The sequence below is a fragment of the Micromonospora sp. WMMD754 genome (assembly GCF_049315235.1).
GTDB lineage: Bacteria > Actinomycetota > Actinomycetes > Mycobacteriales > Micromonosporaceae > Micromonospora > Micromonospora sediminicola.
Genome location: NZ_CP186058.1, coordinates 736,365 through 749,749, shown reverse-complemented (window position 1 = coordinate 749,749; position 13,385 = coordinate 736,365). Strand labels below are relative to the sequence as shown.

The 13,385-nt window shown below is 73.7% G+C and carries 18 protein-coding genes; 12 read left to right on the top strand and 6 right to left on the bottom strand.

What is annotated here, in order from left to right:
• The first annotated feature begins 212 nt into the window (after positions 1 to 212).
• Positions 213 to 731, top strand: coding sequence for a DUF6232 family protein (locus tag ACN27B_RS03540; RefSeq protein ID WP_091571507.1), 519 nt, complete (start codon positions 213 to 215; stop codon positions 729 to 731).
• Between the two features lie 21 nt (positions 732 to 752).
• Here ACN27B_RS03540 and ACN27B_RS03535 read toward each other — a convergent pair whose 3' ends face one another.
• Positions 753 to 1,082: a DUF3817 domain-containing protein gene (locus tag ACN27B_RS03535; RefSeq protein WP_355525148.1), complete on the bottom strand. Its 330-nt coding sequence runs from the start codon at positions 1,080 to 1,082 to the stop codon at positions 753 to 755.
• Positions 1,083 to 1,107: 25 nt separating this feature from the next.
• Positions 1,108 to 1,527: a hypothetical protein gene (locus ACN27B_RS03530; RefSeq protein WP_422743475.1), complete on the bottom strand. Its 420-nt coding sequence runs from the start codon at positions 1,525 to 1,527 to the stop codon at positions 1,108 to 1,110.
• A 122-nt stretch (positions 1,528 to 1,649) separates the two neighbouring features.
• Between ACN27B_RS03530 and ACN27B_RS03525 the strand changes: the two genes are divergently transcribed.
• From ACN27B_RS03525 to ACN27B_RS03515, 3 genes are read left to right on the top strand one after another with little or no spacing between them, the layout of a single operon-like run.
• Positions 1,650 to 1,952, top strand: coding sequence for a DUF6158 family protein (locus tag ACN27B_RS03525; RefSeq protein ID WP_098747077.1), 303 nt, complete (start codon positions 1,650 to 1,652; stop codon positions 1,950 to 1,952).
• A complete protein-coding gene (locus tag ACN27B_RS03520) occupies positions 1,952 to 2,269 on the top strand; it encodes a hypothetical protein (RefSeq protein ID WP_091571520.1) in 318 nt (105 codons plus the stop codon). The genes ACN27B_RS03525 and ACN27B_RS03520 overlap by 1 nt, the downstream gene beginning before the upstream one ends.
• A gap of 35 nt (positions 2,270 to 2,304) precedes the next feature.
• Positions 2,305 to 2,844: a DUF1360 domain-containing protein gene (locus ACN27B_RS03515; RefSeq protein ID WP_091571524.1), complete on the top strand. Its 540-nt coding sequence runs from the start codon at positions 2,305 to 2,307 to the stop codon at positions 2,842 to 2,844.
• A gap of 55 nt (positions 2,845 to 2,899) precedes the next feature.
• On the opposite strand, the gene ACN27B_RS03510 is transcribed toward ACN27B_RS03515, so the two are convergent.
• The 3 genes from ACN27B_RS03510 to ACN27B_RS03500 are packed head-to-tail and all read right to left on the bottom strand — an operon-like array spanning position 2,900 to position 4,507.
• Positions 2,900 to 3,109 (bottom strand): hypothetical protein, encoded by a 210-nt coding sequence (locus tag ACN27B_RS03510; protein ID WP_091571527.1) that lies wholly within the window; start codon positions 3,107 to 3,109, stop codon positions 2,900 to 2,902.
• A gap of 27 nt (positions 3,110 to 3,136) precedes the next feature.
• Positions 3,137 to 3,370: a hypothetical protein gene (locus tag ACN27B_RS03505; protein ID WP_369700212.1), complete on the bottom strand. Its 234-nt coding sequence runs from the start codon at positions 3,368 to 3,370 to the stop codon at positions 3,137 to 3,139.
• Between the two features lie 39 nt (positions 3,371 to 3,409).
• Positions 3,410 to 4,507 (bottom strand): 3-deoxy-7-phosphoheptulonate synthase, encoded by a 1,098-nt coding sequence (locus tag ACN27B_RS03500; protein WP_099163922.1) that lies wholly within the window; start codon positions 4,505 to 4,507, stop codon positions 3,410 to 3,412.
• 253 nt (positions 4,508 to 4,760) lie between these two features.
• On the opposite strand from ACN27B_RS03500, the gene ACN27B_RS03495 reads away from it, so the two are divergent.
• The gene (locus ACN27B_RS03495) at positions 4,761 to 4,976 is read left to right on the top strand and encodes a hypothetical protein (RefSeq protein WP_099163923.1); all 216 of its coding nucleotides are present in this window, start codon (positions 4,761 to 4,763) and stop codon (positions 4,974 to 4,976) included.
• Here the strand turns inward: ACN27B_RS03495 and ACN27B_RS03490 are convergent.
• Positions 4,951 to 5,664, bottom strand: coding sequence for a phosphodiesterase (locus tag ACN27B_RS03490; protein WP_422743472.1), 714 nt, complete (start codon positions 5,662 to 5,664; stop codon positions 4,951 to 4,953). The genes ACN27B_RS03495 and ACN27B_RS03490 overlap by 26 nt on opposite strands.
• Positions 5,665 to 5,745: 81 nt before the next feature.
• Between ACN27B_RS03490 and ACN27B_RS03485 the strand changes: the two genes are divergently transcribed.
• The 7 genes from ACN27B_RS03485 to ACN27B_RS03455 all read left to right on the top strand — a co-directional run bounded on the left by ACN27B_RS03485 (position 5,746) and on the right by ACN27B_RS03455 (position 13,376).
• Entirely contained in the window at positions 5,746 to 7,038 is a 1,293-nt protein-coding gene (locus ACN27B_RS03485) for a M16 family metallopeptidase (RefSeq protein ID WP_355525167.1), read from the top strand.
• Positions 7,035 to 8,378 (top strand): M16 family metallopeptidase, encoded by a 1,344-nt coding sequence (locus tag ACN27B_RS03480; protein ID WP_099163926.1) that lies wholly within the window; start codon positions 7,035 to 7,037, stop codon positions 8,376 to 8,378. The genes ACN27B_RS03485 and ACN27B_RS03480 overlap by 4 nt, the downstream gene beginning before the upstream one ends.
• 97 nt (positions 8,379 to 8,475) lie before the next feature.
• Positions 8,476 to 9,498 (top strand): aspartate-semialdehyde dehydrogenase, encoded by a 1,023-nt coding sequence (locus ACN27B_RS03475; RefSeq protein WP_099163927.1) that lies wholly within the window; start codon positions 8,476 to 8,478, stop codon positions 9,496 to 9,498.
• A gap of 118 nt (positions 9,499 to 9,616) precedes the next feature.
• Positions 9,617 to 10,306 (top strand): TMEM175 family protein, encoded by a 690-nt coding sequence (locus tag ACN27B_RS03470; RefSeq protein ID WP_099163928.1) that lies wholly within the window; start codon positions 9,617 to 9,619, stop codon positions 10,304 to 10,306.
• 67 nt (positions 10,307 to 10,373) lie between these two features.
• Complete coding sequence (locus tag ACN27B_RS03465; RefSeq protein ID WP_091571557.1) at positions 10,374 to 10,790, top strand: CBS domain-containing protein; 417 nt, start codon at positions 10,374 to 10,376, stop codon at positions 10,788 to 10,790.
• Positions 10,791 to 10,944: 154 nt separating this feature from the next.
• Positions 10,945 to 11,316 (top strand): SCP2 sterol-binding domain-containing protein, encoded by a 372-nt coding sequence (locus ACN27B_RS03460; RefSeq protein WP_422743468.1) that lies wholly within the window; start codon positions 10,945 to 10,947, stop codon positions 11,314 to 11,316.
• Positions 11,316 to 13,376 carry a glycogen debranching N-terminal domain-containing protein gene (locus ACN27B_RS03455; RefSeq protein WP_422743466.1) on the top strand — a complete coding sequence of 687 codons (2,061 nt, stop codon included), beginning with the start codon at positions 11,316 to 11,318 and terminating at the stop codon, positions 13,374 to 13,376. The genes ACN27B_RS03460 and ACN27B_RS03455 overlap by 1 nt, the downstream gene beginning before the upstream one ends.
• Positions 13,377 to 13,385 lie beyond the last annotated feature (9 nt).

Here is a 13,385-nt window from a genome sequence, read left to right as displayed (position 1 = left end):
CTCGCCCGATTCGTCGTTCTGGACGGATGTCGCCAGGCCACGCCAGGCAAAGTCATGACAAAGACGGAAATCGTTCTCTGTTTCCGGCGGGCCGGTCCGGCGACGTACCGGCCGGGCGGGCGAAAACCCGAGGTCGGGTGGCGTGTCCGCCACACAATGAAGCGCGGAACCGGGAATCCCCACCACGGGATCCGCGACCCCGGGAGGCCGCCGTGCAGACCGATCGCTCCTCCGCCCGCCCGCCCCGGTCGCCGCACGCGACCGCGCCCACGCTGCTCTACGCCCGACCCGGCATCGTCGTCACCGCCGAGCGTTTCACCGTCGGCCGCAACAGCTGGGCGGTGACCGAGATCACCCAGCTCTGGACCACCCGCGGCCCGCACGACCGGCTCGCCGTGCGGGCGGTCGCCGTCTCCGCCGCGCTGATCGCCGCGGTCGGTCTGCTGCTCGGCTTCACCGGCGGCCTGGAGCGGCTCACCGCCGGGGCGTACCTGACGCTCGGCGCGGTGGGACTGCTGCCGCTGCTGCTGGTGCTGCTCGGCGACCGCTGGCGCCCGCCCGCACACGAGCTGTGGGGGCGGATCCGGGGTGCCGAGGTGCTGCTGTTCAGCAGCGACGACGAGCGGCAGTTCGGCCAGGTGACCCGCGCGCTGCGCCGGGCCCGCGAGGGCGCGCGCCTCGGTGGCTGGACCGACCCGCCCGCCGCCGCGCCGTGGCGGCCGGCGCGCTGAGCCGGCGCGGCGGTCCGGGGGTCAGCCGGCGACCGGCTCCGGGGTGCGGGGCTGGTTCCCGGCGGCCACCCAGTGGCTCACCCGCCGTTCCGCGTAGAACGAGACGAACGGCACGGTGCCGGCGAGCATCACCAGCAGCATCCGCTTCAACGGCCAGTCGGCCCGGCGGGACAGGTCGAAGGTGAGCGCCAGGTAGAGCATGTAGAGCCAGCCGTGCGCGACGCCGACCACGGCCACCACGCTCGGGTTGTCGAAGCCGTACTTCAGCGGCATGCCGATCAGGACCAGCACCACCAGCGCCACGCCCACGATCCAGGCGATCACGCGGTACCGGGTAAGGGCTCCGCCCACCGTCGTCCGTCCTTCCGCACCGGCCTCAGCCGGGATAGTCGCCGGGCCGGGCGCCCGGATTCGCGTTCAACCAGGAAAGGTAGCGGTTGTAGGCGGCCAGTTCGCCGTCGTCCGCCCCGTCGAGCGGCGCCGCCGGCACCCGGACGGCGCGCACCGGCCGGCGTACCGCCGGGGTGGTGGTGACCGGCTCCGGGTCGGCGGCCGCCGACGGCGGCGGCGCGGCCGGCGGCCCGGGCGCGGCGCGCAGCGCGTGCCGCACCTCACGCCACCAGACGAAGACCACGAAACCGGCGAAGACCGGCCACTCGATCGCGTAGCCGAAGCTCAGCGCGTTGCCCTGGGCGGCCCGGGTCACCTGCCACCAGCCCAGCCCGAGGAAGCCCACCACCAGCACGACCATGGCCACGTGGCGGACGATCCACGCCGGTGTCCAGAGCCGCTCCATGCCATCGAGGGTACCGGGGCCGCCGGCCGTCTCCGACGCGGCGTCGTAGGTGCCCCGGGTTTGGTGGCAGCCGCGCTGGGCATCCGTCTAGTCGCCAGCCCGAACGAGACGAGGGGGCGACGATGACCGAATCGGTACGCCGGGACGCCAGCCCGGAGCAGCGGGTCACCGAGTGGGACGGCGACCACGCCCGCACCACCGGGGCCGGCGACGGTGAGCTGCTCGGGGTGGACCCCGCCGAGCTGGGCGACGAGGACCTGATCCGGGAGATGCAGAGCCTGCACCGCACCCGGCTGGACACGCTGCGGCACGCCACCGACTCCGCCCTCGCCAACCACCTGCGCCGGACCGCCGAGCTGGAGACCGAGTACCTGGCCCGGCACCCGGGCCGGGAGGTCGACCCGAGCCGACTGCGGGACGCCTGATGGCCAGCCACGCCGAGCGCGGCATGTCCGCGCCGCCCGAGGTGGTGTTCAACACCGCGACCGACCCGGACCGCTCCTCCGCCTGGTTGCCGGAGGAGCTGCGCCGCTCCGGCGACTGCCAGGTGGAGGTGGTGGACGCCGAGGACATGCGGGCCCGGTGGAGCGCCGCCGACTGGTCCGCGGAGATCGACGTGGAGCCGGCCGACGCCGGCGGCGCCCGGGTACGCCTGGACCTGGCCGGTCCCGACCACGCCCTGGCCGACGAGATCCTGGCCAACCTCGACCGCGAGGTGGCCGACAACCTGACCGCCGGCTGAGCCCGGCCCGCACGACGCACGAGAGGGAGGCCGGGTTGACCGGGAGTGGCCTGAAGCAGAAGGTGGCGCGCCTGCGCCAGGCGTACGCGCCGCACGAGCACCGACCGCTGGAGGGCTACCTGAAGGCGATGGGCACCTACGCCGGGGTGACCGCGGCGCTGGTCGGTCTGGTCCGGGCGACCGGCCGGCCGGTGCCGGAGCGGCCCTCGCCCGGCGACGTGGTGCTGCTCTCGGTCGCCACGCACAAGCTGAGCCGGCTGCTGTCCAAGGACGCGATCACCAGCCCGCTGCGGGCGCCGTTCACCCGCTACGACCACCCGATCGGCAGCGGCGAGGTGATGGAGCAGGTCCGGGACGAGGGCAGCCCCACCCGGCACGCGCTCGGCGAGCTGGTCAGCTGCCCGTTCTGCCTGGCGGTCTGGGTGGCCACCGGGCTCACCGGCGGCCTGGTGCTGGCGCCCCGGCTGACCCGGCTGGTCGCCACCGCGCTGACCGCGGTGGCCGCCTCCGACTTCCTCCAGATGGGCTACGCGGTGGCCCAGCAGGCCGCCGAGGGCGGGCACCACGAGAAGTGAGCACGACGGGAACGGGGCCGGCGCGAGTGCGCCGGCCCCGTCGTCGTGCCGAAGATCAGGTGGGGGTGGTGCCGTGGTCCTCGCCGGCCCAGCCGCGCGAGGTCTCCGGCTCGCGCTCGTCCTCGTCCGCCCCGGTGATGATGTCCCGGTCCACCGCCGTGCGGTCGTGCTCGTTGGCGAAGTCCGGCTCCGGCAGCGTGTCCATGCCCTCCGGGGGCTGGCCGAGCGCCGCCAGGTGCTCGTGCTCGGGCTCGCGGTCGGTCATGTCGGGTCCTCTCGGTCGGGCGGGTGTTCAGGCGACCGTGCCGCCCAGCAGTTCGGCCGCCTCGTCGACCGCGTACTCGCCCTGGGGGAGCGCGGCGATCCGGGTGAGCAGCTCGGCCGGGAGCTCGGCGGCCACCGCCCGGCGGTAGATGTCCGCCTGGGTGATCCGTTCCTGACCGCGGTAGAGGTCGTCGAGCAGGTCGTCGAGCGGCCTGGTGTCCGGCTGCTCGGTCACGGGCGCGTCATCGGTCACGCCGACCACCTACCCGGCCCCGAACCGGTCAAACTCCCCCAACCCCGCCTAGGCCGGGGTCGGGAGCGTGGCGCGGCGCGCCCGGACGGCCTGGGCCAGGTGGTCCAGGACCTCGCCGGTGGTGTCCCAGCCGATGCAGGCATCGGTGATCGACCGGCCGTACTCCAGCTCCCGCGTCGGGTCCAGGTCCTGCCGGCCGGGGAGCAGGAAGCTCTCCAGCATGATGCCCACGATCCCGCGCTGCCCGGCGGCGAGCTGCGCCGCCACGTCGGCGGCCACCACCGGCTGGTTGCGGTGGTCCTTGCCGCTGTTGGCGTGGCTGGCGTCGACCACGACCCGCTCGGGCAGGCCGGCCGCGCGCAGCAGGTCCAGCGCCCCGGCCACCGACTCCGCGTCGTAGTTGGGCCGGCCGCCCCCGCCGCGCAGCACCAGGTGACCGTCGGCGTTGCCCCGGGTGTGCATGATCGCCGGGGTGCCGGAGACGTCGATGCCGGGGAAGACGTGCGGCACGCCGGCGGCGCGGATCGCGTCGACCGCGGTGGCGATGCTGCCGTCGGGCCGGTTCTTCATGCCGATCGGCATGGACAGGCCGGAGGCGAGCTGCCGGTGGACCTGGCTCTCCACGGTCCGGGCGCCGATCGCCCCCCAGGCCACGGTGTCGGCGATGTACTGCGGGGTGATCGGGTCGAGGAACTCGCACCCCACCGGCAGGCCCAGCCGGAGCACGTCGAGCAGGAGCGCCCGCGCGGTCCGCAGACCCGTGTTCACGTCGCCCGAGCCGTCCAGCGCCGGGTCGTTGATCAGGCCCTTCCAGCCCACCGTCGAGCGCGGCTTCTCGAAGTAGACCCGCATCACCACCAGCAGGTCGTCGGCGACCCGGTCGGCGGCCTCGCGCAGCCGTCCCGCGTACTCCAGGGCGGCGGCCGGGTCGTGCACGGAACAGGGGCCGACGACGACGAGCAACCGGTCGTCGTCGCGGTCCAGCACCCGGCCGACGGCACGCCGGCCGGCCACGACGGCCTCGGCCAGCGGGGTGTCCAGCGGCAGGTCGTGGTGCAGCAGGGCCGGGGTGGTCAGCGGCACCACACGGTCGATGCGCTGGTCGATGACCCGATGGGCGTCCTGGGACGTGGTCACGGTGGGGATTCCTTCCGCCGACCGTGCCCCCGTGCCGGGTCCGGGGGATCGAGCCGGCTGCTCGCATACGAAAGGGCAGGGAAAAGAATCCCTGCCCGGCCGGCTCGAAGAGGTGGTGACGTCAGCCCATGGTCGAGTCACCGGCTCCTCCAGCCGGCTGCCTAAACCATCGATACGACCGCGTCACGTCGGCCAGCCTACCCGACGCGACCGGGAAGTCCCGCTCCGTTCCGCAGAGCGGAACGCGGGGTATGGAACGACCATGAGCCACGACCAGAGCGACCAGGACCGGATCGAGTCCCGAGCCCACCTGCTGCCGGAGGAGGCGGCGGTGGGCAGCGACGACGCGGAGGCCCAGGCCGACGCGATCCTCGCCGAGTCGGACCTGCGCGAGGAGGACCGGAACGCCGCCCCCGACACGGTGCTGGAGCACCGCACCTCCGAGGAGACCGTCACCCCGATCGAGCCCCCCGACTGAGCCCGACGCCCCGGCCCCGACGCGACCCCCGGTAGCCGGCGTCCCGCAGCCGGGCCAACGGACCGGCCAGGCGCAGGCCGGGCGGCACGTTGCCGACCGGGTCGAAGGCGAGCGCGGCGTCCTCCGGGGCGCCGCGCCGCCCGTCGAGGCGTACCTCGCCGAACGGTCGCCACGGGCCCACCGCCGAGGCCACCGCGAGCACCAGCCGGGGCTCGTCCGCGGCCACCGCCGCGTCGACCCCGGCCAGGGAGCGACCCAGGTCGGGCGAGTCCGGGTCGGCCAGCGCGGCGAGGAACAGCCGCCGCGCGCCGGCGCGGAACGGCATGATCGACGTGTACGTCCCGGTGAAGCGCCGCCGGGGCAGCGGCAGGTTCCGCAGCACCGGCGCGGCGCCGCTGGAGCTGACCAGCAGGTCCACCGGCGGCTCCGGATCCCGGTGCAGGCGGACCGCCACGCCCAGCACGTCCGGCCAGCCGCCCGGCGTCGGCACCCCCTTGGAGAGGCGGACCGTGGCCGGCCACCGGCCCGGCCGGTCCAGCAGCGGCACCCCGGTCGGCGGTCCCGACGTACCCCAGATCAGCACCTCGGCGGCGAAGGTGCGGCCGGCGGGATGCAGCAGCCGGGCGTGCCGCAGGCGGGCCAGCGCGGCGGCGGCCCGCTCGACGGCGGACGGTACGGGGGTGACCATGGCGCTCGGGTACCCCGGCGCGCGGCGACGATGCTCCCCGCGCGTCACCTTTCCGCCCCCGGGATCGGATAGCGTCGTGCCATGCCCGACAGCGGTTACCCCTGGCCGATCGAGACGACCCGACTGGACAACGGCCTGCGTGTGGTGGTGAGCGAGGACCGCACCGCCCCGGCCGTGGCCGTCAACCTCTGGTACGACGTGGGTTCGCGCCACGAACCGGCGGGCCAGACCGGCTTCGCCCACCTCTTCGAGCACCTGATGTTCGAGGGCTCGGTGAACGTGGCGAAGACCGAGCACATGAAGCTGATCCAGGGCGCGGGCGGATCGCTGAACGCGACCACCAACCCGGACCGGACCAACTACTTCGAGACCGTCCCCGCCGAGCACCTGGAACTGGCGCTCTGGCTGGAGGCCGACCGGATGGGCGGCCTGGTGCCGGCGCTGACCCAGGAGACGCTGGACAACCAGCGCGACGTGGTCAAGAACGAGCGGCGGCAACGCTACGAGAACGTCCCCTACGGCGACGCCTGGCTGCGGCTGCTGCCGCTGCTCTATCCGCCCGGCCACCCCTACCACCACGCCACCATCGGGTCGATGGCCGACCTGAACGCCGCCGACCTGGCCACGTTCCAGGCGTTCCACAGCACCTACTACGCGCCGAACAACGCGGTGCTGACGGTGGTCGGCGACACCACCGCGGCCGAGGTGTTCGCGCTGGCCGACAAATACTTCGGCGGCCTCGCCGCGCGCTCCGACATCCCGGCCGCCCCGGACGGGCGCACCGTGCCCGCCACCGGCACGCCGGCGGTGGAGACGGTCACCGCCGACGTGCCCGCCCCCCGCGTCTACCTCGCGCACCGCACCCACCCGTTCGGTGACCCGGGGTACGACGTGACCACCGTGCTCGCCACCGTGCTGGGCAGCGGCCGGGGCAGCCGGCTCTACCAGCGGCTCGCCGACGGCGAACGGATCGCCCAGCCGGACCTGGTCGGCGCGTACGGGGTGGACCTGGCGCACGCCCCCGCGCCGCTGATCGCCACCGCCACCGCCCGGCCCGGCGTGACCGCCGAGCGGCTGCGCGACGGGCTCGCCGAGGTGGTGGACGAGCTGGCCACCGTGCCGGTGACCGCCGCCGAGCTGGACCGCGCCAAGGCGCTGCTGAGCACCATGTGGTGGCGGCAGATGTCCACGGTCGACGGTCGCGCCGACACGCTCGGCCGCTACGCCACCCAGTTCGGCGACCCGGCCCGGGCCGCCGACCGGCTGCCCGGCTGGCTCGCCGTCACCGCCGAGCAGATCGCCGAGCAGGCCGCCGCGCTGCTCGGCGCCGACGACCGGGTGATCCTGACCTACCTGCCCGAGGAGACCTCATGACGCTGATCGCCACCCGTCCCGGCCCCGGCGCCGCCCGCGCCTACCGGTTCCCGCAGGTGGTCCGGCGGACGGTGGCCGGCGGTCAGGTGGTCGCCGCGCACCTGCCCGGGCAGACGCTCGCGGTCGCGCTGCTGCTGCTCGACGGCGGCGCGGGCCGCGAGCCGGTCGGCAAGGAGGGGCTCGGCGCGGTGCTGGCCAAGGCGCTGGAGGAGGGCACCGCGCAGCGCGACGCCACCGCCTACGCGCTGGCCATCGAGGCGCTGGGCACCGAGCTGGTGGCCGGCCTCGACTGGGACTCGTTCCAGGTGAGCGTGCAGGTGCCGGTCGACCGGCTGAGCGCCGCGGTGGAGCTGCTCGCCGAGGCGGTCCGCACGCCCCGGCTGGACCCGACCGACGTGCTGCGGGTCCGCGACGACGAGGCGACCGCGCTGCGGATGGACTGGGCCAACCCCGGCCCGCGCGCCGACGCGGTGCTGCGTGCCGACCTCTTCGGCGCCGACAACCGGTGGGGCCGCCCGCTCTACGGCGACCCGGAGAGCGTGGCCGCGCTGGAGGCGGACGACGTGACCGTCTTCCACTCCGAGTGGTTCATCCGTCCCGGCACCCTGATCGTCGCCGGTGACCTGGAGCGGATCGACCTGGACGCGCTGGGCGCGACCGCGTTCGCCGGCACGGGCGGCGGTCCGGTCGACCGGGGCGGCCCGATCGAGACGACGCTCGCCGGCCGGCGACGGGTCATCCTGGTCGACCGGCCCGGCTCGGTGCAGTCCACGCTGCGGCTCGGTCACCCGTCCCCGCACCGCGCCCACCCCGACCACGTGCCGATGACACTGGCCGGCACCGTGCTCGGCGGCGCGTTCACCTCCCGGCTCAACCACCTGATCCGCGAGGTGCGCGGCTACACGTACGGGATCCGGGGCGACTTCGCCTCGTCCCGGCGGTTCGGCCGGTTCGCGGTCACCTCCGGCGTGCAGACCGCGGTGACCGCGCCGGCGTTGGTCGAGTCGGTGGGCGAGGTCTCGCGTACCCAGCTGACCGGGGTGACCGAGGAGGAGCTGGAGGTGGCCCGCTCGTGGCGGGCCGGCCAGCTCTCGGTCGAGTTGCAGAGCCCGCGGGCCATCGCCTCGGCGCTGACCACGCTGGTGGTGCACGACCTGCCGGACGACTACCACGCGCGGTTGCGCGAGGCGCTGCTCGCGGCGACCGTCGAGGAGGTGTCCGCTGCCGCCGCCGCGCACCTGCACCCGGAGTCGTTGACGCTGGTGGTCGAGGGGGACGCTGCGGTGATCCGGGACGAGTTGGTGGCCGCCGGCCTCGGTGACGTGGTCGACCACGGCTGACCGGGCGGGGCGGCGGCACGTGTGATTCCCGTCGCCCCGGCCCGCGCGCTGGGAAAGGCTTCCCGCCCGCCCCGCCCGGCTGGGTAGCCTCGCGGGCATGAGGATCGGCATTGTGGGAGCCACCGGCCAGGTCGGTGGCGTCATGCGGCAGGTGCTGGCGGAGCGCGAGTTCCCGGCGGAGCAGGTGCGGCTGTTCGCCTCGGCCCGGTCGGCCGGGCGCACCCTGCCCTGGCGCGACGGCGAGGTGACCGTCGAGGACGCGGCCACCGCGGACTACCGCGGGCTGGACATCGTGCTCTTCTCGGCGGGCAAGGGCACGGCGAAGGAGCTGGCCCCCCGGGTCGCCGAGGCCGGCGCGGTGGTCATCGACAACTCCTCCGCGTTCCGGATGGACCCCGAGGTGCCGCTGGTGGTCGCCGAGGTCAACCCGCACGCCCTCGCCGACCGGCCCAGGGGCATCGTGGCGAACCCGAACTGCACCACGATGGCCGCGATGCCGGTGCTGCGCCCGCTGCACGCCGAGGCCGAGCTGGTCAGCCTGGTCGTCGCCACCTACCAGGCGGTCTCCGGCGCCGGCCTGGCCGGCGTGGCCGAGCTGGACGAGCAGGTCCGCAAGGTGGCCGAGGACGCGAGCGCGCTCGCCTTCGACGGTTCGGCGGTGCCGTTCCCGACGCCGCGCTCGTTCGCCGCCCCGATCGCGTTCAACGTGCTCCCGCTGGCCGGCTCGATCGTCGACGACGGCTCCGACGAGACCGACGAGGAGCAGAAGCTGCGCAACGAGAGCCGCAAGATCCTGGAGATCCCGGGGCTGAAGGTCTCCGGCACCTGCGTGCGGGTGCCCGTCTTCACCGGTCACTCGTTGCAGATCAACGCCCGGTTCGCCCGGCCGATCGACCCGGCCCGCGCCCGGGAGCTGCTCGACGGCGCGCCCGGGGTGGCGCTGCGCGACGTGCCCACGCCGCTGGAGGCGGCCGGCCAGGACCCGACCTACGTCGGCCGGATCCGGGTCGACGAGACCGTCGCGCACGGGCTCGCGCTGTTCTGCGCCAACGACAACCTGCGCAAGGGCGCGGCGCTCAACGCCGTGCAGCTCGCCGAGCTGGTCGCCGCCGAACGCTGAGCCGGCTCGGCGCCGGAGCGTCGAATCGTTGCGGGGGCGTCCGTGACCGCACGGACGCCCCCGCAGCGGGTATGCGGGCCCGGTCGTCGGCGAACCACGCCGGCGGGCGGGAGGAACCATGGCGGCCGGACGGGACCCGGGGGACGTCGACGAGGTCGAGATCGAGGCCGGGCTGCGCTCGGACACGGCCCGGGCGATCGGCTTCAGCGACGCGGTCTTCGCCATCGTCATCACCCTGCTGGTGCTCGACCTGCGCGTGCCCGAGTCGGCGCCGGGCGGGATGCTGCACGCGCTGCTCGACCAGTGGCCGGTCTACCTCGCCTACGTCACGTCCTACCTGTACGTGGCCGTGAACTGGCTGAACCACAAGGGGACGTTCCACCGGGTCCGCTGCGCCGACCGGGGCCTGCACTGGGCCAACCTCGGGGTGCTGTTCAGCGTGGCGCTGCTGCCCTTCGTCACCGCGCTCGTCTCCCGCGCGGTGGAGAAGGGTGACACCTTCGACGAGCGGGTCGCGGTCGCCGCGTACGCGGTCGTCGGCGTCGTCCTCTCGGCGGCCTGGCTCTGGCTCTACCACTACCTGAGCCGGCACCGGGAGCTGCTGCAGGCGGGCGTGACCGCCCGGTTCTTCGCGGCCGAACGGATCCGGGCGGCGCTCGGCGTCGCCGCGTACGCGATCGCCGGCGGGGTGGGGTGGTGGGTGAGCGTGCCGGTGGCGCTGGTGGTGCTCCTGCTGCTGCCGCTCTTCTACGGGCTGTCCAGCAACGGCTCCTACGACCTGCTCCGGCGGCTGCGGCACCGGCGGTGAAGCGGCCCGCGTTACCCCGCCTCGGGCGGCGGGTAGACGGCGGTGCCGACACCGAGAGGGGAGCACCATGACAACGGTCGGAGAGTTCATGACGACCCGGTTGGTGACGATGGACGGCAACGACACGCTCACCGCCGCGGCGCAGGAGATGCGCGACAGCGCCATCGGCGACGTGGTGGTGACCGACGGCGACAACGTGATCGGCATCGTCACGGACCGGGACATCACGGTCCGGGGCGTCGCCGAGGACATGAACCCCAGCTCCACCACGCTCAACCAGATCACCAGCAAGGACGTGGTGACGGTGAGCCAGTACGACGACGCGGTGGCCGCCGCCGACCTGATGCGCACCTACGCGGTCCGGCGGCTCCCGGTGATCGACGACGGGCGGCTGGTCGGCCTGATCTCGATGGGTGACCTGGCGGTGGAGCGGGAACCCCAGTCGGTGCTCGCGGACATCAGCGCCGACGACCCCAACAACTGACCGACGCACGCGCTGACGCCGGCTCCCGGTTCGGGGGCCGGCGTCTCGCGTGCGCCGACCGTCGCCTCACCCGGAACGGGCGAGGTTGACCCGCCACCCGGCGGGGACCCGTGCTCGGACGGAGGAGGCCGGGAGCGCGGGAGGAGTCGGCCGGATGGTGGACGTGACGACGAGATTCTTCGAGGACCTGGACCGGCGGGGGTTCGAACCCCTGCTGGTCAAGACGTCCGGGACGCTCCGGTTCGACCTGCACGAGGGTGCGCAGACCACGCACTGGCTGCTGGAGATCGATCGGGGCAACCTGCGCGTGCGGCAGGAGGACGGCGAGGCGGACACCGTGGTCGGCACCGAGCCCCGGCTCTTCGCCGACCTGGTCGGCGGCGAGGAGAACGCCGTCGCCGCGCTGCTGCGGGGCGACATGACCGTCATGGGTGACCTGCGGCTGGTGCTCCAGGTCGAACGGGTCTTCCCCGGTCCGCCGAACTCCCGGGGGCCGCACCACACGTTCCAGAGGAGGGCCGCCTGATGCCCGGGACCAACACCGTCCGGATCCTGGACGGCAACACCTTCGTGGTCTCCGAGGACACCGGTGACATCGAGGCCACGCCGAGCGAGCCGACCGGCCTCTTCTCGCTCGACACCCGCTACCTCTCCAAGTGGGTGCTGACGGTCAACGGCGAGCGGCTCAACGCGCTGTCCTACGACGACCTGCAGTACTACGAGGCCCGGTTCTTCCTGGTGCCGGGAATGGCCACGCACTACGTCGACGCCAAGTTGTCGATCATCCGGGAGCGGGTGGTGGGCGGCAGCTTCCGGGAGACGGTGACCATCCTCAACCACGACGAGAAGCCGGTCGACCTGGAGATCCGGATGGACGCCGGCTCCGACTTCGCCGACCTGTTCCAGGTCAAGGACGAGATCCTGAACAAGAAGGGCGAGCTGTACTCCGAGGCGGAGTCCGACCGGCTGCGCCTGGGCTACCGGCGCGGCAACTTCAAGCGGGAGACGGTGGTCTCGGCGAACCAGCCGGCCCGCTACGACCGCAAGGGCTTCGCCTGGAGCATCCACCTGGAGCCGAACGAGCAGTGGGACGTCCTCATCGACGTGCAGACGTTCGCCATCGGTCCGGGCGGTCGGGACCTGCGGATGGGGCTGCGCGCGCACGGCACCGAGCGGCTCGCGCTCCAGCACGACCTGGAGGAGTGGATCGACCGGGCGCCGAAGGTGAACAGCGAGCACGGACGGGTCGCGGCCACCTACCGGCGGAGCCTGGTCGACCTCGCGGCGCTGCGCTTCTCGCCGCTGTCGCTCGGCGGGCAGACGCTGCCCGCCGCCGGCCTGCCCTGGTTCATGACCATGTTCGGCCGGGACAGCATCCTCACCTGCCTCCAGGTGCTGCCGTTCGCACCGGAGATGTCGAAGACCACGCTGCGCATCCTCGCCGCGTTGCAGGGCACCCGGTTCGACGACTTCCGGGACGAGGACCCGGGCCGGATCCTGCACGAGATGCGGTACGGCGAGACCGCCGCGTTCGAGGAGCAGCCGCACTCGCCCTACTACGGCTCGGTCGACGCCACCCCGTTGTTCGTGGTGCTGCTCGACGAGTACGAGAAGTGGAGCGGCGACGTCGCGCTGGTCCGGGAGCTGGAACGGGAGTGCCGCGCCGCGCTGAAGTGGATCGACGACTACGCCGACCTGATCGGCAACGGCTACATCTGGTACGAGCGGCGCAACACCGACACCGGCCTGGAGAACCAGTGCTGGAAGGACTCCTGGGACTCCATCTCGTACGCCGACGGCACGCTGCCGCCGTTCCCGCGCGCCTCCTGCGAGGTGCAGGGCTACGCGTACGACGCGAAGATGCGCGCCGCCCGGATGGCCCGGGAGTTCTGGGGCGACCCCGCGTACGCCGACCAGTTGGAGCGGGAGGCGGCGGAGCTGAAGGCGCGGTTCAACCGCGACTGGTGGGTCGAGGACGGCGGCTTCTACGCGCTCGCCCTGGACCCGGAGGGGCGCCAGTGCGACGTGCTCAGCTCCAACATCGGCCACCTGCTGTGGAGCGGGATCGTCGACGACGAACGGGCGCCGATGCTCGCCGAGCACCTGGTGGGGCCCCGGCTCTGGTCGGGTTGGGGCGTGCGGACGCTGGCCGAGGGCGAGGTCCGCTACAACCCGATCGGCTACCACAACGGCACGATCTGGCCGTTCGACAACTCGTTCGTGGCGTGGGGCCTGCGCCGGTACGGCTTCGCCGAGGAGGCGGCCACCGTCGCCAACGGCATCCTGGACGCGGCCACCTACTTCGACGGCCGGTTGCCGGAGGCGTTCGGCGGCTACCAGCGGGACCTGACCAAGTTCCCGGTGGAGTATCCGACCGCGTGCAGCCCGCAGGCCTGGTCGACCGGGGCGCCGCTGCTGCTGATCCGGACGATGCTCGGGCTGGAGCCGCACGAGGGGCACCTGGCGGTGGACCCGCGGCTGCCGGTGGGCATGGGCCGGATCGAGGTGCTGGACATCCCGGGCCGGTGGGGTCGGGTGGACGCGTTCGCCCGCGGCCGGCTGGACCTGCACAAGCTGGGCGACTGAGCCGGCCGG

Coding starts and splice junctions, on each gene's coding strand:
- ACN27B_RS03530 (WP_422743475.1), bottom strand. CDS start 1,527: ATGGAGCGGCTCTGGACACCGGCGTGGATCGTCCGCCACGTGGCCATG.
- ACN27B_RS03455 (WP_422743466.1), top strand. CDS start 11,316: ATGCCCGGGACCAACACCGTCCGGATCCTGGACGGCAACACCTTCGTG.
- ACN27B_RS03460 (WP_422743468.1), top strand. CDS start 10,945: ATGGTGGACGTGACGACGAGATTCTTCGAGGACCTGGACCGGCGGGGG.
- ACN27B_RS03470 (WP_099163928.1), top strand. CDS start 9,617: ATGGCGGCCGGACGGGACCCGGGGGACGTCGACGAGGTCGAGATCGAG.
- ACN27B_RS03485 (WP_355525167.1), top strand. CDS start 5,746: ATGCCCGACAGCGGTTACCCCTGGCCGATCGAGACGACCCGACTGGAC.
- ACN27B_RS03510 (WP_091571527.1), bottom strand. CDS start 3,109: ATGACCGACCGCGAGCCCGAGCACGAGCACCTGGCGGCGCTCGGCCAG.
- ACN27B_RS03475 (WP_099163927.1), top strand. CDS start 8,476: ATGAGGATCGGCATTGTGGGAGCCACCGGCCAGGTCGGTGGCGTCATG.
- ACN27B_RS03480 (WP_099163926.1), top strand. CDS start 7,035: ATGACGCTGATCGCCACCCGTCCCGGCCCCGGCGCCGCCCGCGCCTAC.
- ACN27B_RS03490 (WP_422743472.1), bottom strand. CDS start 5,664: ATGGTCACCCCCGTACCGTCCGCCGTCGAGCGGGCCGCCGCCGCGCTG.
- ACN27B_RS03525 (WP_098747077.1), top strand. CDS start 1,650: ATGACCGAATCGGTACGCCGGGACGCCAGCCCGGAGCAGCGGGTCACC.
- ACN27B_RS03520 (WP_091571520.1), top strand. CDS start 1,952: ATGGCCAGCCACGCCGAGCGCGGCATGTCCGCGCCGCCCGAGGTGGTG.
- ACN27B_RS03495 (WP_099163923.1), top strand. CDS start 4,761: ATGAGCCACGACCAGAGCGACCAGGACCGGATCGAGTCCCGAGCCCAC.
- ACN27B_RS03465 (WP_091571557.1), top strand. CDS start 10,374: ATGACAACGGTCGGAGAGTTCATGACGACCCGGTTGGTGACGATGGAC.